Genomic DNA, 21,921 nt, shown 5'->3' with positions numbered 1-21,921 from the left:
AGAAATGCCTTGGGGTATGGGGTAATTGGCAGCCCGTCTGATTCTGGTTCAGTTAGTCTAGGTTCGAGTCCTAGTACCCCAGCGAGCGATTGGACCGCACCGGTGGAAATCGGTAGAGTTCATCCTCGTTGCCTGGTCCGCAAGGACCGAGCAACAACCCTCTGGCCCCGTTGTGTAGCGGCCTAGCACGCCGCCCTCTCAAGGCGGTAGCGCGGGTTCGAATCCCGTCGGGGCTACCAGAGCCGGAGCGCCCCTCACCTACCGGTGAGGGGCGCTCCGCGTTATCCACAGATCCCCGCATCTGCCGGTTTTCGGGGGTGCGGTCGCTACAGTCTTCCCATGAGCGAAAGCTACTCGTTGGCGCAGGGCCCGGCCGAGCTGGAGGAACTCGTCACTCAGGCCAGCCGCAGGCACGAGCAGGTCAACCTGACTGACGACGACACAACGATCGCTGTCATCGTTCCGCTCGCAGAGTTCCAAGAGCTCCAGCGGGCGGCGGACGAGGCTGACATCGCTGAGGCCGAAGCGATCAAGGCGAAGGGTGGCCGTTGGATCCCGCACGCTGAAGTGGTCGCGATGCTGGAGATGGACAACTCAGACCCAGCATGACTTACACGATCGTCTGGCGACCGGAGCCGGTCGCTGACCCGCGCTATGGCTGACACCAACAGCGGCCTCCGTCCGTACCGGGTGGTTACGGACGAAGGCCGTGTTGCGTTCGGACTTATTCGGAGCGGAGGTCAGTCCGCGACCACCGCCTTCAACACGTCGACCTTGGCGGCAGACCTGGCCGGCCCGATGGCCGCCAGCACACCGGCCACTGCGGCCAGCACCACGTAGAGCGTCACCTGCACGCCCGGGATCGAGATGGCCTTGATGCCTTCGTCAGCGAGTGCCTGGGAGAGTGCGAGACCCAAGCCGATGCCGAGGGCCGCGCCGGCCAGCGCGCCGATCAGGGAGATCACCACGGACTCCCAGCGCACCATCGCCCTGACCTGAGCCCGCGTCATGCCGACCGCTCGGAGCAGGCCCAGCTCACGGGTCCGCTCGTAGACCGACAGCACCAGGGTGTTGACGATGCCCAGCAGAGCGATCAGGACCGCCAGCAACAGCATCACCGTGACGAAGGTGAGCAGCTTGTCGATGAAGCCGCTGGCCTCCTTCTCGAACCCCTTGCGGTCGAGCACCTTCGCGTCGGGGTGGTTGGCCAGGGCCGCGGTGATGGCCCGTTGCACCGTCGACCGGTCAGCGCCCGGTGCCAGCTTGACCAGGCCAGAGGCGGTCAGCTGCTGACCGGAGGCGGCCGTCTGGGCAGCGATGCTGATGATGAAGTTGTCGCCGATCCAGCCCTTGCTGTTGTAGATGCCGACGACGCGCAGGTCGTGCTTGCCCGTCTCAGCGAACTCGCTGTGGATGACGGTGCCGACCTTCCACCCGTGGGAGGTAGCGGCGGACTGCGCCACCACGACTCCGTTGGTGCCGAGTGCCGCGACAGAGCCGGCTGACAGCCGGAGGTTCAGCCCTTCCGCCGCGGTCGCCGGGTCGACGGCGGAGTAGCTCGAGTCCGCTCCGTCGAAGCGTGCCTCGCCCCAGCCGCTGGCAGCCACCGCACCGACACCGGGGACCCCCTTGACCACGTTGATGACCTCGGGGCTGAAGCCTGGGCCCTGGGTGCTCGAAGGAGTCACGAACAGCTCGGCATTGACCGAGTCCGCGATGACGTCGCCGAACGAGGCCTTCAGCGAGGAGGCGAACACGCCCATGCTGACGACCAGCGTCAGTCCGACCATCAGGGCGGCAGCCGTGGACGACGTACGGCGGGGGTTGCGCATCGCGTTCTGCCTGGCCAGTTCGCCGGGCATGCCGCGCAGTCGCAGCGGTACGCCGATCAGCGATGCGAGCGGTCGGGCTGCAGCTGGCAGCAGCATCAGGACGCCGACGATGATGGCCAGCAGGCTGGGGCCGAACAGCTTCATGCTCAGGTCGCCGTACAGGGTCGAGAACAGCCCGGCCAGGCCGAGGCTGGTCACGATGCCACCGGCGATGATGCGCTTCTTCGTCGGGTTTCCGGAGCCAGGCACTGCCTCACGCAGAGCCTCCACCGGCAGCACCTTGGTGGCCCGGTACGCCGGGACGAGGGCCGCCACGACGGTGACCAATGTGCCGACCAGGAGGGATACCCAGATGGTGCGGGGCTCCACCTGCATCGACGTACTGGGCAGGCTGAAGCCGACCAGATCCATCAGCACCTTGAGCCCCTTGGCGACGAGCAGACCCAGACCGATACCCACCGCTGAGGCGAGGGCGCCGAGCAGCAGCGCCTCGACGATCAGACTCCGGTTCACCTGGCGCCGGGTGGCGCCGATGGCCCGCAGCAGGGCGATCTCGCGGGACCGCTGGGTGATTGTCATGGTGAACGTGTTCCAGATGATGAAGGAACCGACGAACAAGGCGATCCCGGCGAAGATCATGAACAGGACGGTGACGAACTTGAGGTCCTCGTTCACCGCGTCCGCGGACTCCTTCACCACGGTCGCGCCGGTGACTGCCTCCACTCCGTCGGGCAGGACCGCGTTGATCCGCTGCACGAGCTCGGCCGGCTTCACCCCGGCGTCGGCGCTGGCGTTGATCGCGTCGAAGAAGCCCGGCGCTCCTAGCACCTGCTGGGCGGTGGCGGAGTCGAAGTACGCCCCGGTCGTACCGCCGAGGTTCTTCTCCCCGCCGAAGCCGACAGTGCCGACCACAGTGAACTCCTGCGTCGGGCCACGGAACAACACCTTGATCTTGGAGCCGAGCGCGATGTGGTGTTCCTCGGCGCTGGTGGCGTCGATCGCCACCTGACGCGGTCCCGAAGGCGCGCTGCCGCTGAGGAGCTTGACGTCGCCGCGCAGCGCCGGGTCTGCCGGCAGGCTGTAGCCCATGGTGGGAGCTCCACCGCTGGTCAGCACGGCCTTACCGCCGTTGTCGGTCAGCAGCGCGTAGCCGCTCACCGCGCCTTCGGCGGTTCGGACGCCGTCGGCCTTGCGTACTTGATTGAGGACGGAGGCGGGGATGGGCGCCCGGCTGGTGCTGATGCCCTGGGACTGGCTGTAGGCGGCCTCGGTGCGGACGACCGCGTCGGTGCCGGCGGAGAGCTTGCCGAACAGCTGGTCGAAAGCCAGGTGCATGGTGTCGGTCAGGACAAGAGTGCCGGCCAGGAACGCGACCCCGAGCGCGATCGAGGCTACGGTCAGGGCGAGTCGCACCTTGTGTGCGAGCATGCCGCGGAGAGTTGCGGTGAACATGGCTCAGGCTCCTAGGTGCTTCATGAAGTCGAGAACGGCGTCGGCAGTCGGCTCGAACATCTCGTCGACGACGTGCCCATCGGCCAGGAACAGGACCCGGTCGGCGTAGCTGGCTGCCGTCGGGTCGTGGGTGACCATGACGACCGTCTGGCCGAGCTCCTTGACCGCCTTGCGCAGGAAGCCGAGCAGCTCGGTGCCCGATGCCGAGTCGAGCGCGCCGGTGGGCTCGTCCGCGAAGACGATCTGTGGGCGCGAGGCCAGGGCGCGGGCCGCGGCCACTCGTTGCTGTTGCCCACCGGACAGTTCGGTGGGGCGATGGGTCAGCCGGTCGGCGAGCCCGAGCTTGTCGACGATCGAGTTGACCCAGAGCTCGTCCGGTTTGCGGCCGGCGATGCGGATCGGCAGCACGATGTTCTCCGCTGCGCTCATCGTCGGGAGCAGGTTGAACGACTGGAAGATGAACCCGATCTGATCCCGGCGTAGCAGCGTGAGCGCCTTGTCGTTGAGCGAGCTGATCTGGGTGTCCCCGAGGTAGACCTCGCCCGACGACGGCCGGTCGAGGCCGGCGAGCATGTGCAGCAGCGTCGACTTGCCCGAGCCGGACGGGCCCATGATCGCGGTGAACTGGCCGGCCTCGAGGCTGACGTGAACATCTTTGAGCGCGGCGACGGTTGCGTCGCCGGTGCCGTAGAACTTGCTGACGCCCTCGGCCCGAGCCGCAGCTGTGGTCGGAGCGGTGGTGCTGCCGGTCATGCTGGTGGTGGCAGACATGTGTGATTCTCCCTGTGCCTGGTTTCGGTTTGCCTGGGTTCGACCCCCCGGTCGAGCGGTGTGATCCCAGCTAAGGCGTTCCGGCTGCTCGCTCCCATCGGGCTGGGCGCACGGCATCCGGGCGCTGGCCGTGTGCAATCAGCGGACGATCGTGCGGCTGACCCCACCCAGAGGGTTCGGGCACTCCCATACCGGCGTGGGTGGGCGCAGACTGCAGACGTGAGGTTGTGGGGGCGACGGCGGACCGGCCGTGAACAACTCGCTGCTCTGCTGGTGTTGGGCGGGCTCGCGGTGTTCGTGGTGCTGGTCTACGTCCTCATCGTCCTGGGCGGCGGGGCGCTCATCGGCCACACGTCGTCGCCGCACGCAGGACTCTCGGTGCTGGCCACTGCGGTGGTCGCCCTGGCCTTCGGGCGGGTGCAGTCATGGCTCGCGGTCACCATGTCGCGGCTGGTGCACGGAGGCTCGCGGTCGCCGTACGAGGTCTTGAGCCGATTCTCACCAGCTGTGACCGGCAGTCACTCGACAGATGACCTGCCGGCTCGAATGGCCGAAGTACTGGCCGAGGGGACGGGCGCGAAGGCAGCGCAGGTGTGGCTGATGGTGGACGGCCAGTTGCGGCTCGCCGCAACCTGGCCGCCGGCTGCCGACAGATCGGCCGCACTCGGCGATCTGCCCGGCCGGCGGGAGCTCCCGGTGCGCCAGGGCGGGGAGCTGCTGGGTGTCCTGGCCGTTCAGGAACACGAGAACGTGCCGCTCACTCCCGTCGAGGTACGGCTCTTCGCAGGCCTGGCGAATCAGGCCGGGCTCGTACTGCGAGGCGCCCGGTTGCGGGCCGAACTCGTGCATCGCCTCGCGGAGCTGTCCGCCTTGGCGGAGGAGCTGCGGATATCCCGGCAACGACTCGTCGACGCGCAGGACGCCGAGCGGAGACGGCTGGAGCGCGACATCCACGACGGCGCCCAACAGCATCTTGTCGCGCTGGCAGTGAATCTTAGGCTCGCCCACACCCTGGCCGAACGGTCGCCTGAACGGGCGGATCGACTGGTCGCGGAGCAGTGCAAGGCGGCCACCGTGACCATCGAGACGATCACCAGCCTCTCGCGGGGCATCTACCCGAGCTTGCTCGTCGACGAAGGGCTGGCGGGCGCGCTGCGGACGGAGATCTCCCGGAGCCCTCTCACGGCCGAACTGGTCGCGGTTGACCTGGGCCGATACCCGGCCGGCGTCGAGGCCGCGGCGTACTTCTGCGCACTGGAGGCGCTGCAGAACTCGGCCAAGCACTCCTCGGCGAAGGCGATCCGCGTGGAGCTGCGGGGCGGTCCCGGCGTCCTGGAGGTGCTCGTCCAGGACGACGGTGCCGGGTTCGATCTCGGGGCGGCGCATGCGGGCGCCGGTCTGGTCAACATGCGTGACCGGGTCGAGTCGGCCGGCGGAACGCTGACGATCGAGACGACACCGTCGCGCGGCACGCTGGTAGCAGCGAGGCTGCCCGGTGTCCGCCGGCAGGGAACCTGAGATGTACGCGCGCGTGGCTTGGGTGCTGACGGCGCTCACCTTGCTGATCGCCGGCGCAGACGTCTGGGTGACCTCGGCCTACCGGCCGCTGCTGTCCGAGGAGGCCGTCGCCGTGCACGGTTTCCCGTTCGTCACCGGCGCGGTCGTGGGGTGCGCGGCGATGGGCGCGCTGATCGTGGCGCGATGGGCGCGCCACCCGATCGGCTGGCTGCTCTGTCTGACCGGTTTCCTCGCCTCGATCTCGTTGCTGACCGAGGCCTACAGCGTTTGGGTGGTGACGGCCGACGGGCCTGGATCGCGGAGCCTGGGCGGGGTGGCGGGCTGGATCTCCGCCCTGCTCGGCGGACAGCTCTCACTCGCCGGGTTGGCCATCGTGTTCCTGATTGCGCCGGACGGCCACCTTCTGTCCCGTCGCTGGCGCGCTGCGGCCGTTGTGGCGTTGGTGGGGTACGGCTCGTACGCCGCGACCCTGCTCACCCTGTCGCCAACCGAGTTCGACATCGACAGCCATGCCGTCGGGCCGCTCGGCAGTCTGCTCTCCCTGTTCGGTTTACCTCTCATCGCCGGCGGCCTGGTCGCCGCCATGGTGTCCATGGTCCGTCGGCTGCGTCGTAGTCAGGGCGAGCAGCGGCAGCAATTGCGGCTGATCGCCGTGGGGGCGGTGTTCGTCGCGCTGAGCTTCGTCTACCTGATCGTCGTCCAGCTGTTCAACGGTGGGCAGCAGACCTGGATCGCGAGCCTCCCCCTGTTCGTCTCCTACTTCTGCCTGCCGCTGCTGTTCGCCATCGCAGTGCTGCGCTACCGGCTGTTCGACATTGACCTGATCATCAACCGGGCCGTTGTCCTTGCCTTGGGCACCATCTTCGCCGGCATCGGCTACGCCGGCCTGGTGCTGGCGGTCGCAGCCCTCGTCAACACGCGGACGAGCGGATTCTGGCTGTCGCTGCTCGCCACCTCGCTGGTCGCCCTCGCGTTCCAGCCGCTCCGCCGGCAGGTCGTCCGGTTCGCGAACCGGCTCGCCTACGGGGCCAGGGCACTGCCTTACGAGGCGCTGTCGGACTTCAGCCGTCGCCTCGCGGAGACCCCGTCGCCGAGATCGCTGCTGCCGGCTGTCGCAGAAGCGGCTGCGCGCGCGGTGTCTGCCCGATCCTCGACGGCGGTCCTGCAGGTTCCCGGCTCGGTGGGAATCTCCGATGTCTGGCCTGGCCCCGCCGACGGAACACCGGAGTACCAGGTGCTCGTCCGCCAGGATGGCGACACCCTCGGCAGCATCGGCGTCACGATGCCGAAGGGGCGCGGACTCCGGGCCGCGGACGAACAACTGCTGCAGGATCTGGCCGACCAGACCGCGCTGGCGTTCCGCAACGCTGCGATGGAGTCCGAGCTGGCAGCGCACGTGGCCGCCCTCGATCGCACCACCGAAGCGCTCGCCGAGTCCCGGCGAAGGATCATCGCGGCCGACGACGCCGCTCGCTGCCAGTTGGAGTCCGCGATCTCGCGGGACGTGCTGCTGCAGCTCGAGTCGATACCGGAGCGGTTGAGTGGCCTCAGCGTGGCCAGATCGGGGATCGCTGCGACGAGCGAGCTCGAGCAACTCGTGGACGAGACGAACGCCGCACTCGAGTCGTTGCGGGAACTGACCCGCGGGGTGTTTCCCACCCAGCTGGCCCGGACCGGTCTCTCCCGCGCGCTGAGGTCGCACCTGGCGAGGAACGGCCTGGATGCCACCCTTCATGTCGAGACGCCGGCTGACCGGCGGTTCCCGGCCAGGGTCGAGGCGGCGGTCTACTTCTGCTGTGTCGAGGCCTTGCGCGCCGGATCCGCAGCCGCCCGGATCGACCTGCAGATCGTGGCGGAGGAGCTGGTCGTGCAGATCCGTGGCTTCGCCCGCGACCAGATCGACGTACAGGCGATCGTGGATCGGGTTGAGGCGGCAGGCGGACGGCCGTGGCTTGATGACAAGGGCCTGTTGTCCGTCAGCATTCCGGTCGGTGCCGGCGAGCCGGAGCCGGTGGCGGTGTAGCCGGGTTGGTCGGCGCTACGGGGTGGGTCGGCTGAGTCGTGGCGGAGGCCCACGCGGCTGTGAGTTGGTCCGGGCCGAACGCGGCCTTGGCCAGGTACATAGCAGCTCCGCAGGTGGAGACGTCGAACTCGTCCTGGTCGTAGGTCGAGAGCAGTATGACGACCGGTGGGTCGGGGTCCCCGGTGATCCGTCGGGTGGCCTCTATACCGTCGATGCCGGGCAGGTTGACGTCCATCAGCACGAGGTTCGGGCGCAGCCTGGCGACTGCGAGCAGCGCCTCCTCGCCGGACGCGGTGGACGCGACGACGGCGAAACCGTCCGTCTCCGCCACGACGGCGGCGATCGCGCGGCGGAACTGCTCCTGGTCATCCACGATCAGAACGCGTACCTCGGCCACTTGTTCACCTCCTGACAACCATCGTGGGGGATAAGTCACCGGCGGCGACATGGTGCTGTCCACCTGGAGCGGTGCGGCTGACCCCACCGTCGTCACCGGCCGGCCGGTCCACCGGTGGCTTCGAGGAAGGCGAGGACTGCCATCACGCGACGGTTGACGTCGGACTCATCGGTCAGGCCGAGTTTCTGGAAGAGCGAACTGATGTGCTTCTCCACGGCGCGCGTGCTCATGAAGAGCGCTTTGGCCGTGGCTTCGTTGCTGCGGCCGGCGGCGAGTTCCTGGAGCACCTCGCGCTCGCGATCGGTCAGACCGGGCAAGGGTGACAGCGACTCCTGCGCCTTGCGCGCGAGCAGGCCCTCGACAACCCTGGGATCGAGGACGGAGCCGCCGCGCGCGACGTCGTACAGGGCCCGGACCAGTTCGTCTCGCTGCGATACCCGTTCCTTCAGCAGATACCCGAGGCCGGCGACGCCCTCGGACAGCAGGTCGAACGCGTAGTCCTCCTCGACGTACTGGGACAACACGACGACTCCGATCGCCGGATGATCGGCCCGGATCCGTTTGGCGGCGTCGATGCCTTCGGTCGTGAAGGTCGGCGGCATCCGGATGTCGGTGAGTACGGCGTCCGGCCGGTGCAGGGCAACGGATTCCAGCAGTGCCGCCGGATCAGTGACCACGTCGACGAGTTCGACCTCTTCGGCCTCGCTGAGTAGTGCGGAGATGCCTTCGCGCACGAGAAAGTTGTCATCCGCAAAGACGACTCGCAACACCACAGCCCCACTCTAGGCCCGGCGTCCAGCCCGCCTGCCCACTGTTTCTGTCGGGTAAAAGAAAGGCCCGCCGGGTGTATGGCGGGCCCTTCTATTGCGCGGGCTATTCCGAGGCGCGGCGGAGGGCTTCGGAGAGGCGTTCGGCGGCGGCCATCACGGCGGGCGCGTGCATCCGGCCGGGCTGGCGGGAGAGGCGCTCGATCGGGCCGGAGACGGAGACCGCGGCGATCACCTTGCCGGAGGGGGAGCGCACCGGAGCCGAGACCGAGGCGACGCCCTGCTCGCGTTCGCCGACCGAATGTGCCCAGCCGCGACGGCGTACGCCGGCCAGGGCTGCCGCGTTGAAGGTGGCGTTGTGAAGGCCGCGGTGCATCCGCTCCGGGTCCTCCCAGGCCAGCAGTATTTGCGCGGCCGAGCCCGCTGCCATCGTGAGCTGGCTGCCGACCGGCACGGTGTCGCGAAGGCCGGAGGGACGCTCGGCGGCGGCGACGCAGACGCGGTACTCACCTTGGCGGCGGAAGAGTTGGGCCGATTCGCCGGTGATGTCACGCAGCCGGGCCAGGACCGGGCCGGCGGTCGCCAGCAGGCGGTCCTCGCCGGCCGCGGAGGCCAACTCGCTCAGTCGCGGTCCGAGCACGAAGCGTCCCTGCATGTCGCGCCCCACCAACCGGTGGTGCTCGAGGGCCACCGCGAGCCGGTGAGCCGTCGGCCGGGCCAGTCCCGTGGCTGCCACCAGGCCGGCCAGGGTCGCCGGTCCGGACTCGAGCGCGGACAGAACGAGGGCTGCTTTGTCGAGAACGCCGACTCCGCTAGAGTTGTCCATGAGACGATATTGCCGTCTCGAATCGTGGAACGCAAGTCGCAAAATCGGACACCACCGGAGCACTGTGAGGGTGGTATGGCGACTGAGTCGAACACTTTGCAAACCTAAAGGAGAAGTCTGATGGGTCGGACGTTGTCGGAAAAGGTCTGGGATGCGCATGTCGTGCGCCATGCCGACGGAGAGCCCGACCTCCTCTACATCGACCTCCACCTGGTGCACGAGGTGACCAGTCCGCAGGCGTTCGACGGACTCCGGCTGGCCGGCCGCCAGGTGCGCCGCCCGGACCTGACGATCGCGACCGAGGACCACAACGTCCCGACCTTCGACGTCGACAAGCCGATCGCCGACCCGGTCTCGCGCACGCAGGTGGACACGCTGCGCAAGAACGCCGAGGACTTCGGCATCCGCATCCACACCCTCGGCGACCCGGACCAGGGCGTCGTGCACGTCATCGGCCCGCAGCTCGGCCTGACCCAGCCCGGCATGACCGTGGTCTGCGGTGACAGCCACACCTCCACCCACGGTGCGTTCGGTGCGATCGCCTTCGGCATCGGGACCAGCGAGGTCGAGCACGTGCTCGCCACCCAGACCCTGATGCAGGCCCGCCCGAAGACGATGGCGGTCACCGTCGACGGCGTCCTGCCCGACGGCGTCTCGGCCAAGGATCTGGTGCTCGCGTTGATCGCGCAGGTCGGCACCGGCGGCGGCCAGGGCTACATCGTGGAGTACCGCGGTGAGGCGATCCGCGCGCTGACGATGGAAGCCCGGATGACGATCTGCAACATGTCGATCGAGTGGGGTGCCAAGGCCGGCATGATCGCGCCGGACGAGACCACCTTCGCGTACCTGAAGGACAAGCCGCACGCTCCGCAGGGTGTCGACTGGGAGGCCGCGGTCGAGTACTGGAAGAGCCTCGCCACCGACGAGGACGCCGACTTCGACCGCGAGGTCGTCCTGCGGGCCGAGGACATCGCGCCGTTCGTCACCTGGGGAACCAACCCGGGCCAGGGCGTGCCGCTGTCGGCGAACGTCCCCTCGCCGGACGACTTCGAGAACGAGAACGACAAGGTCGCGGCCGAGCGGGCCCTGGAATACATGGGCCTCACCGCCGGTACGCCGCTGCGCGAGGTCAAGGTCGACACCGTCTTCCTCGGCTCCTGCACGAACGGCCGGATCGAGGACCTGCGCGCGGCCGCCGGCGTGCTGGCCGGGCGGAAGGTTGCCGAGGGCACCCGGATGCTCGTCGTACCGGGCTCCGGCCGGGTCCGGCTGCAGGCCGAGTCCGAGGGCCTGGACGTGATCTTCAAGGACGCCGGGGCCGAATGGCGAGGCGCGGGGTGCTCGATGTGTCTGGGCATGAACCCCGACCAACTGGCGCCGGGCGAGCGGAGCGCCTCCACCTCCAACCGCAACTTCGAAGGACGCCAGGGCAAGGGCGGCCGCACGCACCTGGTCTCGCCGCTGGTCGCCGCCGCCACCGCCGTCACCGGAACCCTCGCCGCCCCCGCGGATCTGCCGCCGGTAGCCGTCGCCGTACCCGAGAACGTCTGAGGACAAAGGAATCATGGAAGCCTTCACCCAGCACATCGGCACCGCGGTCCCGCTGCGGCGCAGCAACGTCGACACCGACCAGATCATCCCCGCGGTCTACCTCAAGCGGGTCACCCGGACCGGCTTCGAGGACGGCTTGTTCGCTGCCTGGCGCAACGATCCCTCCTTCGTGCTGAACCAGCCCGAGTACGGCGGGGTCTCGGTGCTGGTGGCCGGCCCCGACTTCGGCACCGGGTCGTCGCGCGAGCACGCCGTCTGGGCGTTGCTGGACTACGGGTTCCGGGTGGTCGTGTCGTCGCGGTTCGGCGACATCTTCCGCGGCAACTCGGGCAAGTCCGGACTGCTCGCGGCACTCGTCGAGCAGGACGTGGTCGACAAGCTGTGGTCGACGATCGAGGCCGACCCGGGCACCAAGGTGACGGTCGACCTGGAGAACAAGACGATCTCGGCGGGCGCGGTGTCGGCGCCGTTCGAGATCGACGACTACACCCGCTACCGGCTGCTGAACGGCCTCGACGACGTCGGCATCACCTTGTCGCACGAGGACGACATCACCACCTACGAAGCAACCCGCCCGTCCTTCAAGCCGGCCACGCTGCCTGCCAAGGCCTGAGCTTCTTCTGAGAGCGGCTGTCGCCTGGCACTGCGCCGGACGACAGCTGCTCTCGCGCGTCCGCGCCCGCAGCAACCACGGGCGGATCGGCATACCCACTGGACCGGTGCTGGAAACCGGTGCGTAACGAAAAGCACATCGGGGCCGATAACTCCGGTGTTACCCTTGCGGCGTTGTCCTGACAAGGCTGGCGAGATTCTGGAGGTGAGGCGCGCCATGAGCAGCGAACCCTCCAGACATACCGATCTCGCTCGACCTTGAGGCGCTGAATCCTCTTCCAGGTCAGGTCACCCCGACGCACAGTGCGAGGGGTGACCTGGGGCGCAGTGCGCGACCGATCGGGTCGCGGGGGTCGGGCAGATGATGCCCATCTCTTCCGCACCTCGCTCCTGGAGGACTCATGTCCGATCTGCGCATCCGTACGCTCCGTCGGTTCGGCCGCACCCCTTCACTCCGCGCTGCCGCCCGCCGTTACGCCGCCGGCGTCGCCGCTCCTGCTCCGCTCGAGCAGGCGCCGGTCAACCTGGCGAGCCCGAAACCCAAGGGCCACAGCGTCGTGGACAGCGCGATCTATTGCGACGGCAGCCGGGTCGCGTCGCCGGAGTCGCTGGCGGAGACCTACCAGGTGCTGCACAAGTCGCCGAAGAGTCTTGCCTGGATCGGCTTGTACCGCCCGGACCGGCGTGAGCTGGCCTCGCTGGCCAAGGAGTTCGACCTGCACGAGCTCGCGATCGAGGACGCCATCCAGGCCCACCAGCGGCCGAAGCTGGAGCGCTACGGCGACACCCTGTTCGTCGTACTGAAGGCCGCCCGCTACCGGGACGTGACAGAGGAGGTCGAGTTCGGCGAGGTGCACCTATTCGTCGGTCCGGACTTCGTGGTCACGGTCCGGCACGCCGAGGCGCCGAACCTGGCCGCCGTACGACGCCGGGTGGAACGCGATCCCGAGCTGCTCCGCAGGGGGACCGAAGCGGTGCTCTACGCGATCATGGACAAGGTCGTCGACGGATACGCGCCGGTGGTCGCCGGGCTCGAGAACGACATCGACGAGATCGAGACCGAGGTGTTCCGCGGCGACCCGAAGGTGTCGCGGCGCATCTACGAACTGTCCCGCGAGGTGATCGAGTTCCAGCGCGCGACCAGGCCGCTCGCCGGCATGCTCGACTCGTTGCGGGCCGGCTTCGACAAGTACGGCGTGGACGAGGAACTGCAGCGCTCCCTGCGTGATGTCGCCGACCACGTCACCCAGGTGGTCGAGCGGGTGGATGCCTTCCGCGAGCTGCTGCGGGACATCCTGACGGTGAACGCGACGCTGGTCGCCCAGCAGCAGAACGAGGAGATGAAGTCCCTCACTGTCGCCAGCAACGCGCAGAACGAAGAGGTGAAGCGGATCTCCGCCTGGGCGGCGATCCTGTTCGCGCCGACGCTGATCGGCACCGTCTACGGGATGAACTTCGACAAGATGCCGGAACTGCACTGGCAGTACGGCTATCCGTTCGCGGTCGGGTTGATGGCCTTGGTGTGCGGCGGTCTGCACCTGATCTTCAAACGCCGCGGCTGGCTCTGAGTCTGTTTGCGTCTCGGGCACTAGTGTTCGAAGCAACAGATCCAAGGAGGCGGAAGCGATGTGGTTGTTCCTGCGTCGACGGCTGATCATGTGGGCGGTGCTGGCGATCGCGGTGCCGTTGCTGGATTGGCTGCTGGGCAAAGTGAGCCGGGAGCTCCGGGCCCGCAAGGGTGACAGCGTGGTGACCCGGGGGCTGGACACGGCTCGGTCGGGGGTTCGGACCCTGCGCGGTAAACGGCGCTGAAGAAGGTGCCGAAGTGCCCGCGGAAGTGGCGCTTCGGCACTGTGGCAGGTGTCACCGAAGGTCGCCGGTTCGTTGCTCCCAAGGGATTCAGAGGCCGAATCAGGGCGTTTTATGGCACGAATCGCCTAAAACAAGGCCGAATTGCCGCGTTGGTGTTTGTGAACTTCCACTTGAGTCCATAACGTTCACGGAAGATCGAGCGCTGTGCTCGACGCCTACGTTCACGGAGGGAAGCAGTGAACAAGAGCCAGTTGGTCGAAGCGCTCGCAGTGCACTTCGACGGAAATCGCCGTTCGGCCCAGCACGCCCTGGAGTCGGTGATCGACACCGTCCAGCGCGAGCTGACCAAGAAGGGCGGCAAGGTCGCCATCACCGGGTTCGGTGCCTTCGAGGCCATCGAGCGCGGTGCCCGCATGGTCCGCAACCCGCGGACCGGCGAGACCAAGCGTGCCAAGAAGACCACGGTTCCGAAGTTCCGCGCAGGTGCGGAGCTGAAGGCCGTTGTCTCCGGTGCCAAGAAGCTGCCGAAGCTGACGACGCCGAAGCCGGCCGCCGCCACCAAGACGGCTGCTCCGGCCAAGAAGGCCGCGCCGGCGAAGGCCGCCGCGACCAAGACCGCCGCCAAGAAGGCCCCGGCCAAGGCGACCGCCACCAAGACGGTTGCCAAGAAGGCCCCGGCCAAGAAGGCTCCGGCCACCAAGACGGTTGCCAAGAAGGCTCCCGCCAAGAAGGCGACCGTTGCCAAGAAGGCGCCGGCCAAGAAGGCCCCCGCCAAGAAGGCTCCGGCGAAGCGCGCAGCCGCCCGCTGACCTTCACCAAACCGCGGCACAGCAACACCAGCGAAGGCCGGTCACCCCACCCCAGGGGCGACCGGCCTTCGCCGTGTCCGGCTCAGCGGATCCTCAGGGCTGGTTGACGTTCCCTGGTTGGCGTTCTCCGGTCGGCAGGTGCCTGCGGCAACGTCTCCCGTACTGCGGGGCTGCCGTTCAGGGAAGGGCGGATCGTTCGGGCCAGGCGGTAGTTCGGGCCCGGCGATCGTCAGGGCAGGCGATCGTCAGGGCAGGGTGATGAAGTGGACCTCGGTGACGGCGAGGGATGCGCCCGAGCCGGTGGTGGCGAGGCGGACCCGCTGGCCGAGGCGGAGCAGCCTGACCGGTGTGTGGGCGACGGCCTCTGCTGTGAAAGGGAGTTCAATGCCTCGGTCGGTCAACACCGTGCCCGAGCGGGTCTCGGTGTCGTAGCGGCTGACGGTGGCTTGCATAGCGCCACGGTAGCGCGTCATCAGCATGCGAGGCCTTCGGTGCCGGTGGCGGCGCCGAGGACCAAGGACATCACATCGGCTGTCCGCGGTCCGACACCCAGCTGTACGGCGTGGGCCAGATCCGCGGCAGTGTCGACATCACGGCGGAGCGAATCGATCGTGGTCAGCTCAACCGGTACCGCGCCGGACGCCTGGTGGGCGAGGGCGGAACCCACGCCGAAGCGCGGGTCCAGCGGAGTACCCGGACTGGCGGCCAGCAGCGTCGTACCGGTTCCTGGCAGGTCGATCACGAAGTTCCGGTCCGCGACGCAGGCCTTCAGAGCGGCGGTCAGTTCGGCAGGCCGCAGCGCTGGGAGATCGGCCGACAACGCGGCGACACCTACGTCCGGGAACTCGGCGGCCGCAACGGCGGCGCCGTGCTCCAGCGCTTCGTTGAGGCCCACCCCGGGAAGGTCCGGAACGGCGTACGCACCGACAGCGGTGATGTCCGCGGAGACCACCGGATCGTCCGTGACGACCAGGACGGCGCGGACCAGGGGAGAGGCGAGCGCGGCCGCAGTAGTGTCGACTGCGAAGGCACGAGCCAGCTCCGGACGGTGCTGGGGGTAGGCGGCAGCGAGCCGGCTCTTCGCGATCGCCGTGCGCTTCACCGGGATCACGAGGATCCAGGGCGCGACCTGTAGGTCAGACATCAGGCAGGATTCTCCCATGACCGACGGCACGCACGATGACCAGGAGGCTGACGTGGACGGCCGGCACACCGCCGAGGGACCCCGGCCGCGTCCGGGTTTCTGGTTCGGCCTGGTGGTCGCCATCGTCAAACCCTTCATGCTCATCTGGACCAAGCAGGACTTCCGCGGCCGGGAGAACATGCCGCGGACCGGCGGCGTGGTGTTCGTCACGAACCACCTCTCGCAGTTCGACCCGTTCGTGCTCGGCTTCTACATCTGGGAGTGCCGGCGGATCCCGCGGTTCCTCGGCAAGGCATCAGTGTTCAAGCTGCCGATCGCCGGGCGGATCCTGTCCAGTGCCGGGCAGATCCCGGTGTACCGCGACTCGGCGGAGGCCGCGGACGCGTTCCGGGCGGCGGTGGCCGCGGTGGAGCGGGGCGAGTGTGTCGGCGTGTACCCCGAGGGGACCATCACCCGAGATCCCGACCTGTGGCCGATGACCGGGAAGACCGGTGCCGCCAGGATCGCGCTGATGACCGGCTGCCCGGTGATCCCGGTCGCGAACTGGGGTGCCCAGGAGGTCTTCCCGTCGTACGTGAAGGGTCTGCACATCGGGTTGCTGCCGCGCAAGACGATGCGGGTGCAGGCCGGGGAGCCGGTCGACCTGAGCGCGTTCGAGGGCAAGCCGATCACCAACGAGCTGTTGCACCAGGCAACCGAGGTGATCATGCACCGGGTCGCGGCGGAGCTCGGCGAGCTGCGTGGCCAGACCCCGCCCAAGGAACTGTTCGACCTGAAGAAGCACCGCGCCATGGAAGACGACACCGGGGGCAACGCCGCTTGGGGCAACGCTGGTTCGGGAAGCGGCGCGGGCGAGAACGGGGCAATGAACGACAAGCGTGAGGATGAGGAGACTCGATGACGAAAGTTGCGGTGTTCGGTGCCGGTTCCTGGGGGACCGCGTTCGCCACTGTGCTGGCGCAGGCCGGGAACCAGGTGTCGGTCTGGGGCCGTCGTGAGTCGCTCTGCGACGCGATCAACACCCGGCACGAGAACCCGGACTACCTGCCCGGTCTCCGCCTTCCGGACGCCATCACCGCAACGCACGACCCGGCCGCCGCGGCCGACGGCGCCGAGGCGATCGTCCTGGCCGTCCCCAGCCAATCCCTGCGCGCCAACCTGAAGGACTGGGCCGGCGTCCTGCCGTCCGCAGTACCGCTGGTCAGCCTGATGAAGGGCGTCGAGGTCGGTACGACGAAACGCATGAGCGAGGTGATCGCCGAACTGACCGGAGCCGGCCCCGAGCGGATCGCCGTGGTCTCCGGCCCGAACCTCGCCCGCGAGATCGCCGAGGGCCAACCCGCCGCCGCGGTGGTCGCCTGTGCCGACGAGGGAACTGCCGCGCGCCTGCAGAAGCTCTGCCACTCGTCGACGTTCCGGCCCTACACGAACACCGACGTGATCGGCTGCGAGCTCGGCGGCGCGACCAAGAACGTCATCGCCCTCGCGGTAGGCATGGCGATCGGACTCGGCTTCGGCGACAACGCCCGCGCCTCCGTGATCACGCGCGGGCTGGTCGAAACAGCGAGACTCGGTACTGCGCTGGGGGCCGACGAGCACACGTTCTCCGGATTGGCGGGCCTGGGCGACCTCGTCGCGACCTGCTCGTCGCCTCTGTCGCGGAACCGGACCTTCGGGGAGAAGCTCGGTCAGGGGATGACCGTCGCCGAGATCGCCGGCGCGACTCGCCAGGTAGCCGAGGGGGTCAAGTCCTGCGCGTCGATCTCCGAACTGGCACACCACCACGACGTCGAGATGCCGATCGCCGAACACGTCACCAAGGTCGTGGCGGGCCAGCTGACCCCCAAGGACATGCTCTTCAGCCTCGTCTCCCGCTCCGCCAAATCCGAACGCTGGGGATAGCCGGCAGGCCGCTGCCTCACACCCCGGTCTCGGCCACGGTGGCACCCTGGCCGGGCGCGGAGGTCATCCAGGCACTCACCACACCAGCGTGTGCTGCAGGACCATCGTGGCGGCGCCCCGGACGGCGGACTGCTGACCCGCCCGCGACGCGACCACCTGGAGCTCGGTGGTGGCCAGGGGCAACGATCTTGCGTAGATCGCCTCGCGGATTCCGGCCAGGAGGCTGTCGCCCGCTTGGGACAGCGATCCGCCGATCATGATGACGGACGGGTTCAGCAGGCTGACGCAGCCTGCCAGGACGGCGCCGATCTCGCGCCCTGCCTGGCGGACCGCCTGAGTCGCGGCCGTGTTTCCGCCCCGGACCAGTTCCACCACATCGAGACTCGTCTTCGCCACCAAGCCGAGATCGCGGAGTTGCGCCGCGACGGCCGCGGCGGAGGCGACCGCCTCGAGGCAGCCGGTGTTGCCGCACCTGCACAGCTCGGTATGACCTGGGGCTTGGATATGGCCGATGTCTCCTGCCGCGCCCTGCGCGCCGCGATGCAGCCGGCCGCCGCTGATCACGCCGGCACCGATGCCGGTGGCCACTTTGACGAACAACAGGTGCTCGACCCCGGCGTACTGGCCGGCGTGTTCGCCCAGCGCCATGATGTTGACGTCGTTGTCCACCAGCACGATGCCTTCGAGCTCCCCGGACAGGTGGCCGACCACGTCGTAGGAGTCCCAGCCGGGCATGATCGGCGGGTGGTTCGGGCGGCCGGTGCGGTGGTCGACCGGGCCGGGGAGTCCGACGCCGGTGCCGATCAGGTCGGACATGCTGCGCCCGGCGCGGACGAACAGGGAGATCCCGTGCTCGACGATCGCGGCAAGCACGACCTCAGGGCCGTCGGCGATGTTCAGCGGCGTTGTGATGCTGTCGAGGATCTCGCCGGTCAGATCCGTGAGGGCGACCGTCAAGTGAGTCGCGCCGACATCCGCCGCCAGGATCAGCCGCGCTCCCGGATTGAACCGGAAGCGTGCCGGTGGTCGCCCGCCGGTCGATGCCGCTTCGCCAGACGGCACGACCAGGCCGCTCTCCAGCAACGCCTCGATCCGACCGGTGACGGTCGATCTGGCCAGACCGCTGAGGTCGATCAATTCGGCGCGAGTGCGGGGTTGCCCGTCCAGCAGCAGGCGCAGCAGCGGGCCCGCATCCGCGGCCGTCGTCCTGAGGTCGGTCATGGCAGGTTACTTTCGTCGGGGGGCGCCGGACTTTTGCTTGACAGGGATCAAAAGTGTCACATAGCGTCGCGGTCATGTCCACCAGTGCGCGGAAGAGGCTTCGGGTCGGGATCGTCGGCGGCGGGTTCATGGGTCGCGTGCACGGTCGTTCTGCCCTGGTCGCGGGCGCGCAGGTGGTCGGCGCTGTCGGTTCGAGCCCGGACCGCGCGGCCGCCGCGGCTGAGGCCACCGGCGCCGAGCAGGGCTTCGCGACCCTCGACGAACTGCTCGCCGCGGACATCGATCTGGTCCACGTCTGTACGCCGAACAACACGCATCTACAGGTGACCCTGCAAGCCCTCGAGGCCGGCAAGCACGTCGTCTGCGAGAAGCCGCTGGCGACGTCCGCCAAGGACGCGACGGGATTGCTGGCCGCGGCGCAGGAGGCGGGGCGGATCGGGACGGTGCCGTTCGTCTACCGGTATCACCCGATGGTCCGGGAGTTGCGGACCAGGATCGCCGCGGGAGACGCCGGGCAGATCACCAGCCTGCACGGAAGCTATCTGCAGGACTGGCTGGCCGAGGCGGACGACGACAACTGGCGCGTGGACGACCAGGCGGGCGGTCCGTCGCGAGCGTTCGCGGACATCGGTTCGCACTGGTGCGACCTGACCGAGTTCGTCACCGGTGACCACCTCGCCGACGTCAGCGCCCAGACCCGCACCGTGCGCGCGACGCGCGGCGGAGTCGCAGTACGGACCGAGGATCTGGCGACGGCGCAGTTCCGGACAGCGGCCGGCGTGGTCGGCACGGTGGTCGTGAGCCAGGTCGCCGCCGGACGAAAGAACCGCTTGTATCTGGAGGTTTCCGGGACCGAGTCGAGCTTCGGGTTCGACCAGGAGAACCCCGACCGGTTGTGGGTCGGTCGCCGGGTGGCCAATGAGCTGCTGACCCGCGACCCCGAGACCCTGAGTCCACCGGCGGCCCGGGTGAACCGGCTGCCGGCCGGCCACGCCCAGGGCTACCAGGACGCCTTCGACTCATTCGTCGCCGACAGCTACGCGGCAGCCCTCGGTGATCGCCCGGACGGCCTGCCCGACTTCGCCGCCGGCGCCCGTTCCGCCCGCATCGTCGACGCCGTACTGCGCTCTGCCGCGGCCGACGGCGCCTGGACCACTGTCGAGAACTGAACCCTAGGAGTCCGCGCATGCCACGCCCGATCACCCTGTTCACCGGCCAGTGGGCCGACCTGCCGTTCGAAGAGGTCTGCAGCCTCGCCTCCTCGTGGGGTTACGACGGCGTCGAGATCGCCTGCTCCGGTGACCACTTCGACGTCCAGCAGGCGCTCGACGACGAGAACTACATCGCCGGCCGGAAGGAGATCCTCGAGCGGCACGGGCTGCAGGTCTGGGCGATCTCGAACCACCTGGTCGGCCAGGCGGTCTGCGACGACCCGATCGACTTCCGCCACCAGGCGATCCTGCCGTCCCGAGTCTGGGGCGACGGTGATCCCGAGGGCGTCCGGCAGCGCGCCGCAGCCGAGCTCGCGAACACCGCCCGCGCGGCGGCCAAGCTCGGGGTCAAGACCGTGATCGGATTCACCGGATCGTCGATCTGGCAGTACGTCGCGATGTTCCCGCCGGTGCCGGCCGCGCGGATCGAGGCCGGGTACAAGGACTTCGCGGACCGGTGGAACCCGATTCTCGACGTGTTCGACGAGGTCGGCGTGCGGTTCGCACACGAGGTGCACCCGTCCGAGATCGCGTACGACTACTGGACCACCGTGCTCACGCTGGAGGCGATCGGGCACCGGGAGGCGTTCGGGCTCAACTGGGACCCGAGCCACATGGTCTGGCAGGACATCGACCCGGTGGCGTTCCTGTGGGACTTCAAGGACCGGATCTACCACGTCGACTGCAAGGACACCCGCAAGCGGGTCGGCGGCGGGCGGAACGGCCGGATGGGGTCACACCTGCCGTGGGGCGATCCCCGGCGCGGCTGGGACTTCGTGTCGACCGGGCACGGCGATGTGCACTGGGAGGACTGCTTCCGGGTGCTCAACTCCATCGGGTACGACGGTCCTATCTCGGTGGAGTGGGAAGACGCCGGGATGGAGCGGAAGGTCGGCGCCGCGGAAGCCGTGAACGTGATCCGCGCGCTGGCGTTCGACAAGCCCGAGGCGTCGTTCGACGCCGCCTTCGCCACGGACAAGTAGCCCCGCGCCCGGTCGGTGTTTGTTGGCGCCGTCGAATCCGCTAGGCCCGATGCCGGGTTCTTCGACCGATAGCGGCTTCAAAGGGCGCCAGTCGACGAATGCCCCGCCAGCCGACCGGTTGGTGTGGGCGTATGGGTGTGGCGGTCGGGTGGCGATGTCGAAATGGGGTGGCTCGGTTCGTACAAGGGGTGAGGGGTCCAGTGGGGATCCCGGCTGAGGGGTTGCGATGACGGAGTTGTTGGTGGATGGGTTGGGGTTCGGGGAGTCGCCGCGGTGGCATGGCGGGCGGCTGTGGTTTGCGAACTGGGGGACCGGGGAGGTGCTCGCGGTCGACTCCGATGGGAAGAGCGAGTTGATGGCGAGCGTGCCGGCCGAGACCATTCCGTTCTCGATCGACTGGTTGCCTGATGGGCGGCTGCTCGTCGTCGCCGGTTCGAAGCTGCTGCGCCAGGAGCCGGATGGGTCGCTGGTTCCGCACGCTGATCTGAGCGGGATCGCTACCGTGTTCAACGAGCTCGTCGTGGACGGCCGGGGGAACGTCTATGTGAACGGTGCAGACCTCGACGAGACCGGCGGATTCCGGCCTGGCGTGATCGCTCTGCTGACTGCCGATGGCCAGCCGGGTCACCAACTCTCAGCCGAGGCCCAGCAGGTTGCGGGGGAGATTGCCTTTGGCAATGGTATGGCGGTGACGGCGGACGGCTCGACCTTGATCGTGGCGGAGTCGTTCGGTTGTCGGCTGACTGCGTTCGACATCGCGGAGGACGGCAGCCTCGCGAACCGGCGGGTGTGGGCGGATCTTGGCGAAGGGCAGCACCCGGATGGAATTTGTCTGGATGCCGAAGGCGCCGTCTGGTACGCGGATGTGCCGAACAAGCAGTGCGTCCGGGTAGCTGAAGGAGGTGAGGTCCTGCAGACGGTCGACCTCGATCGAGGTGCCTTCGCGTGCATGCTCGGCGGCCCTGACGGGACCACGCTCTTCATCCTCGCCGCCGAATGGCGCGGCTTCGAGAACATGCTCAGCGACGAACGCACCGGCCACCTTCTCACCACCGCAGCCCCCGCCCCTCACTCCGGGCACCCCTGACGC

The 21,921-nt window shown here is 68.5% G+C and carries 21 protein-coding genes and 2 tRNA genes; 15 read left to right on the top strand and 8 right to left on the bottom strand.

The features are described 5' to 3' along the window. Positions 1-10: 10 nt before the first annotated feature. The 3 genes from ABD210_RS02955 to ABD210_RS02945 all read left to right on the top strand — a co-directional run bounded on the left by ABD210_RS02955 (position 11) and on the right by ABD210_RS02945 (position 609). Positions 11-82: transfer RNA gene (locus ABD210_RS02955), tRNA-Gln, on the top strand. Between the two features lie 81 nt (positions 83-163). Continuing rightward, positions 164-239: transfer RNA gene (locus ABD210_RS02950), tRNA-Glu, on the top strand. Positions 240-339: 100 nt separating this feature from the next. Further along, positions 340-609 carry a hypothetical protein gene (locus ABD210_RS02945; protein ID WP_344108365.1) on the top strand — a complete coding sequence of 90 codons (270 nt, stop codon included), beginning with the start codon at positions 340-342 and terminating at the stop codon, positions 607-609. Between the two features lie 131 nt (positions 610-740). On the opposite strand, the gene ABD210_RS02940 is transcribed toward ABD210_RS02945, so the two are convergent. Together ABD210_RS02940 and ABD210_RS02935 are read right to left on the bottom strand one after the other, a co-directional pair. Continuing rightward, on the bottom strand, positions 741-3,284 hold the full coding sequence (locus tag ABD210_RS02940; RefSeq protein ID WP_344108363.1) for an ABC transporter permease: 2,544 nt from the start codon (positions 3,282-3,284) through the stop codon (positions 741-743). A gap of 3 nt (positions 3,285-3,287) precedes the next feature. After that, positions 3,288-4,055: an ABC transporter ATP-binding protein gene (locus tag ABD210_RS02935; protein WP_344108361.1), complete on the bottom strand. Its 768-nt coding sequence runs from the start codon at positions 4,053-4,055 to the stop codon at positions 3,288-3,290. A gap of 219 nt (positions 4,056-4,274) precedes the next feature. Between ABD210_RS02935 and ABD210_RS02930 the strand changes: the two genes are divergently transcribed. Together ABD210_RS02930 and ABD210_RS02925 are read left to right on the top strand one after the other, a co-directional pair. Next, entirely contained in the window at positions 4,275-5,573 is a 1,299-nt protein-coding gene (locus ABD210_RS02930; protein WP_344108358.1) for a GAF domain-containing sensor histidine kinase, read from the top strand. A 1-nt stretch (position 5,574) separates the two neighbouring features. Continuing rightward, positions 5,575-7,596 (top strand): hypothetical protein, encoded by a 2,022-nt coding sequence (locus tag ABD210_RS02925; protein WP_344108356.1) that lies wholly within the window; start codon positions 5,575-5,577, stop codon positions 7,594-7,596. Here ABD210_RS02925 and ABD210_RS02920 read toward each other — a convergent pair. The 3 genes from ABD210_RS02920 to ABD210_RS02910 form a co-directional block, all read right to left on the bottom strand. Continuing rightward, positions 7,550-7,993, bottom strand: a complete 444-nt coding sequence (locus tag ABD210_RS02920) for a response regulator (protein ID WP_344108354.1) — start codon at positions 7,991-7,993, stop codon at positions 7,550-7,552. The two genes, ABD210_RS02925 and ABD210_RS02920, sit on opposite strands and share 47 nt — an antisense overlap. Positions 7,994-8,085: 92 nt before the next feature. After that, the gene (locus ABD210_RS02915) at positions 8,086-8,766 is read right to left on the bottom strand and encodes a response regulator transcription factor (protein ID WP_344108352.1); all 681 of its coding nucleotides are present in this window, start codon (positions 8,764-8,766) and stop codon (positions 8,086-8,088) included. A gap of 100 nt (positions 8,767-8,866) precedes the next feature. Next, the gene (locus ABD210_RS02910) at positions 8,867-9,586 is read right to left on the bottom strand and encodes an IclR family transcriptional regulator (protein WP_012922430.1); all 720 of its coding nucleotides are present in this window, start codon (positions 9,584-9,586) and stop codon (positions 8,867-8,869) included. A 120-nt stretch (positions 9,587-9,706) separates the two neighbouring features. Between ABD210_RS02910 and leuC the strand changes: the two genes are divergently transcribed. The 5 genes from leuC (at position 9,707) to ABD210_RS02885 (ending at position 14,370) form a co-directional block, all read left to right on the top strand. Continuing rightward, a complete protein-coding gene (gene leuC / locus ABD210_RS02905; protein ID WP_344108350.1) occupies positions 9,707-11,137 on the top strand; it encodes a 3-isopropylmalate dehydratase large subunit in 1,431 nt (476 codons plus the stop codon). 13 nt (positions 11,138-11,150) lie between these two features. After that, positions 11,151-11,750, top strand: a complete 600-nt coding sequence (gene leuD, locus ABD210_RS02900) for a 3-isopropylmalate dehydratase small subunit (RefSeq protein ID WP_344108348.1) — start codon at positions 11,151-11,153, stop codon at positions 11,748-11,750. Positions 11,751-12,150: 400 nt separating this feature from the next. Continuing rightward, entirely contained in the window at positions 12,151-13,317 is a 1,167-nt protein-coding gene (gene corA / locus ABD210_RS02895; RefSeq protein WP_344108346.1) for a magnesium/cobalt transporter CorA, read from the top strand. Positions 13,318-13,375: 58 nt separating this feature from the next. Further along, entirely contained in the window at positions 13,376-13,561 is a 186-nt protein-coding gene (locus ABD210_RS02890) for a hypothetical protein (RefSeq protein WP_344108344.1), read from the top strand. A 236-nt stretch (positions 13,562-13,797) separates the two neighbouring features. Then, positions 13,798-14,370, top strand: a complete 573-nt coding sequence (locus ABD210_RS02885) for an HU family DNA-binding protein (RefSeq protein ID WP_344108342.1) — start codon at positions 13,798-13,800, stop codon at positions 14,368-14,370. 245 nt (positions 14,371-14,615) lie between these two features. Here the strand turns inward: ABD210_RS02885 and ABD210_RS02880 are convergent, their stop codons facing one another. Together ABD210_RS02880 and cofC are read right to left on the bottom strand one after the other, a co-directional pair. Further along, complete coding sequence (locus ABD210_RS02880) at positions 14,616-14,822, bottom strand: hypothetical protein (RefSeq protein WP_344108340.1); 207 nt, start codon at positions 14,820-14,822, stop codon at positions 14,616-14,618. Positions 14,823-14,842: 20 nt separating this feature from the next. Beyond that, positions 14,843-15,514, bottom strand: coding sequence for a 2-phospho-L-lactate guanylyltransferase (cofC, locus tag ABD210_RS02875; RefSeq protein ID WP_344108338.1), 672 nt, complete (start codon positions 15,512-15,514; stop codon positions 14,843-14,845). 16 nt (positions 15,515-15,530) lie between these two features. On the opposite strand from cofC, the gene ABD210_RS02870 reads away from it, so the two are divergent. Further along, complete coding sequence (locus ABD210_RS02870; protein WP_344108336.1) at positions 15,531-16,415, top strand: lysophospholipid acyltransferase family protein; 885 nt, start codon at positions 15,531-15,533, stop codon at positions 16,413-16,415. Then, the gene (locus ABD210_RS02865) at positions 16,412-17,416 is read left to right on the top strand and encodes an NAD(P)H-dependent glycerol-3-phosphate dehydrogenase (protein WP_344108333.1); all 1,005 of its coding nucleotides are present in this window, start codon (positions 16,412-16,414) and stop codon (positions 17,414-17,416) included. The genes ABD210_RS02870 and ABD210_RS02865 overlap by 4 nt, the downstream gene beginning before the upstream one ends. Before the next feature lie 75 nt (positions 17,417-17,491). On the opposite strand, the gene ABD210_RS02860 is transcribed toward ABD210_RS02865, so the two are convergent. Then, positions 17,492-18,637, bottom strand: a complete 1,146-nt coding sequence (locus ABD210_RS02860; protein ID WP_344108330.1) for an ROK family transcriptional regulator — start codon at positions 18,635-18,637, stop codon at positions 17,492-17,494. A gap of 74 nt (positions 18,638-18,711) precedes the next feature. Here ABD210_RS02860 and ABD210_RS02855 point away from each other — a divergent pair, with 74 nt between their 5' ends. From ABD210_RS02855 to ABD210_RS02845, 3 genes are all read left to right on the top strand, one after another. Further along, on the top strand, positions 18,712-19,806 hold the full coding sequence (locus ABD210_RS02855) for a Gfo/Idh/MocA family protein (RefSeq protein WP_344108327.1): 1,095 nt from the start codon (positions 18,712-18,714) through the stop codon (positions 19,804-19,806). Positions 19,807-19,823: 17 nt separating this feature from the next. Beyond that, positions 19,824-20,831 carry a sugar phosphate isomerase/epimerase family protein gene (locus ABD210_RS02850; RefSeq protein ID WP_344108324.1) on the top strand — a complete coding sequence of 336 codons (1,008 nt, stop codon included), beginning with the start codon at positions 19,824-19,826 and terminating at the stop codon, positions 20,829-20,831. A 226-nt stretch (positions 20,832-21,057) separates the two neighbouring features. Next, complete coding sequence (locus ABD210_RS02845) at positions 21,058-21,918, top strand: SMP-30/gluconolactonase/LRE family protein (RefSeq protein WP_344108321.1); 861 nt, start codon at positions 21,058-21,060, stop codon at positions 21,916-21,918. The last annotated feature ends 3 nt before the right edge of the window (positions 21,919-21,921 follow it).

Origin of the sequence: Kribbella alba, assembly GCF_039529635.1 — a bacterium.
Taxonomy (GTDB): Bacteria; Actinomycetota; Actinomycetes; order Propionibacteriales; family Kribbellaceae; genus Kribbella; species Kribbella alba.
The sequence above is the reverse complement of the archived record's forward strand: the minus strand, read 5'-3'. Positions and strand labels throughout refer to the sequence as shown.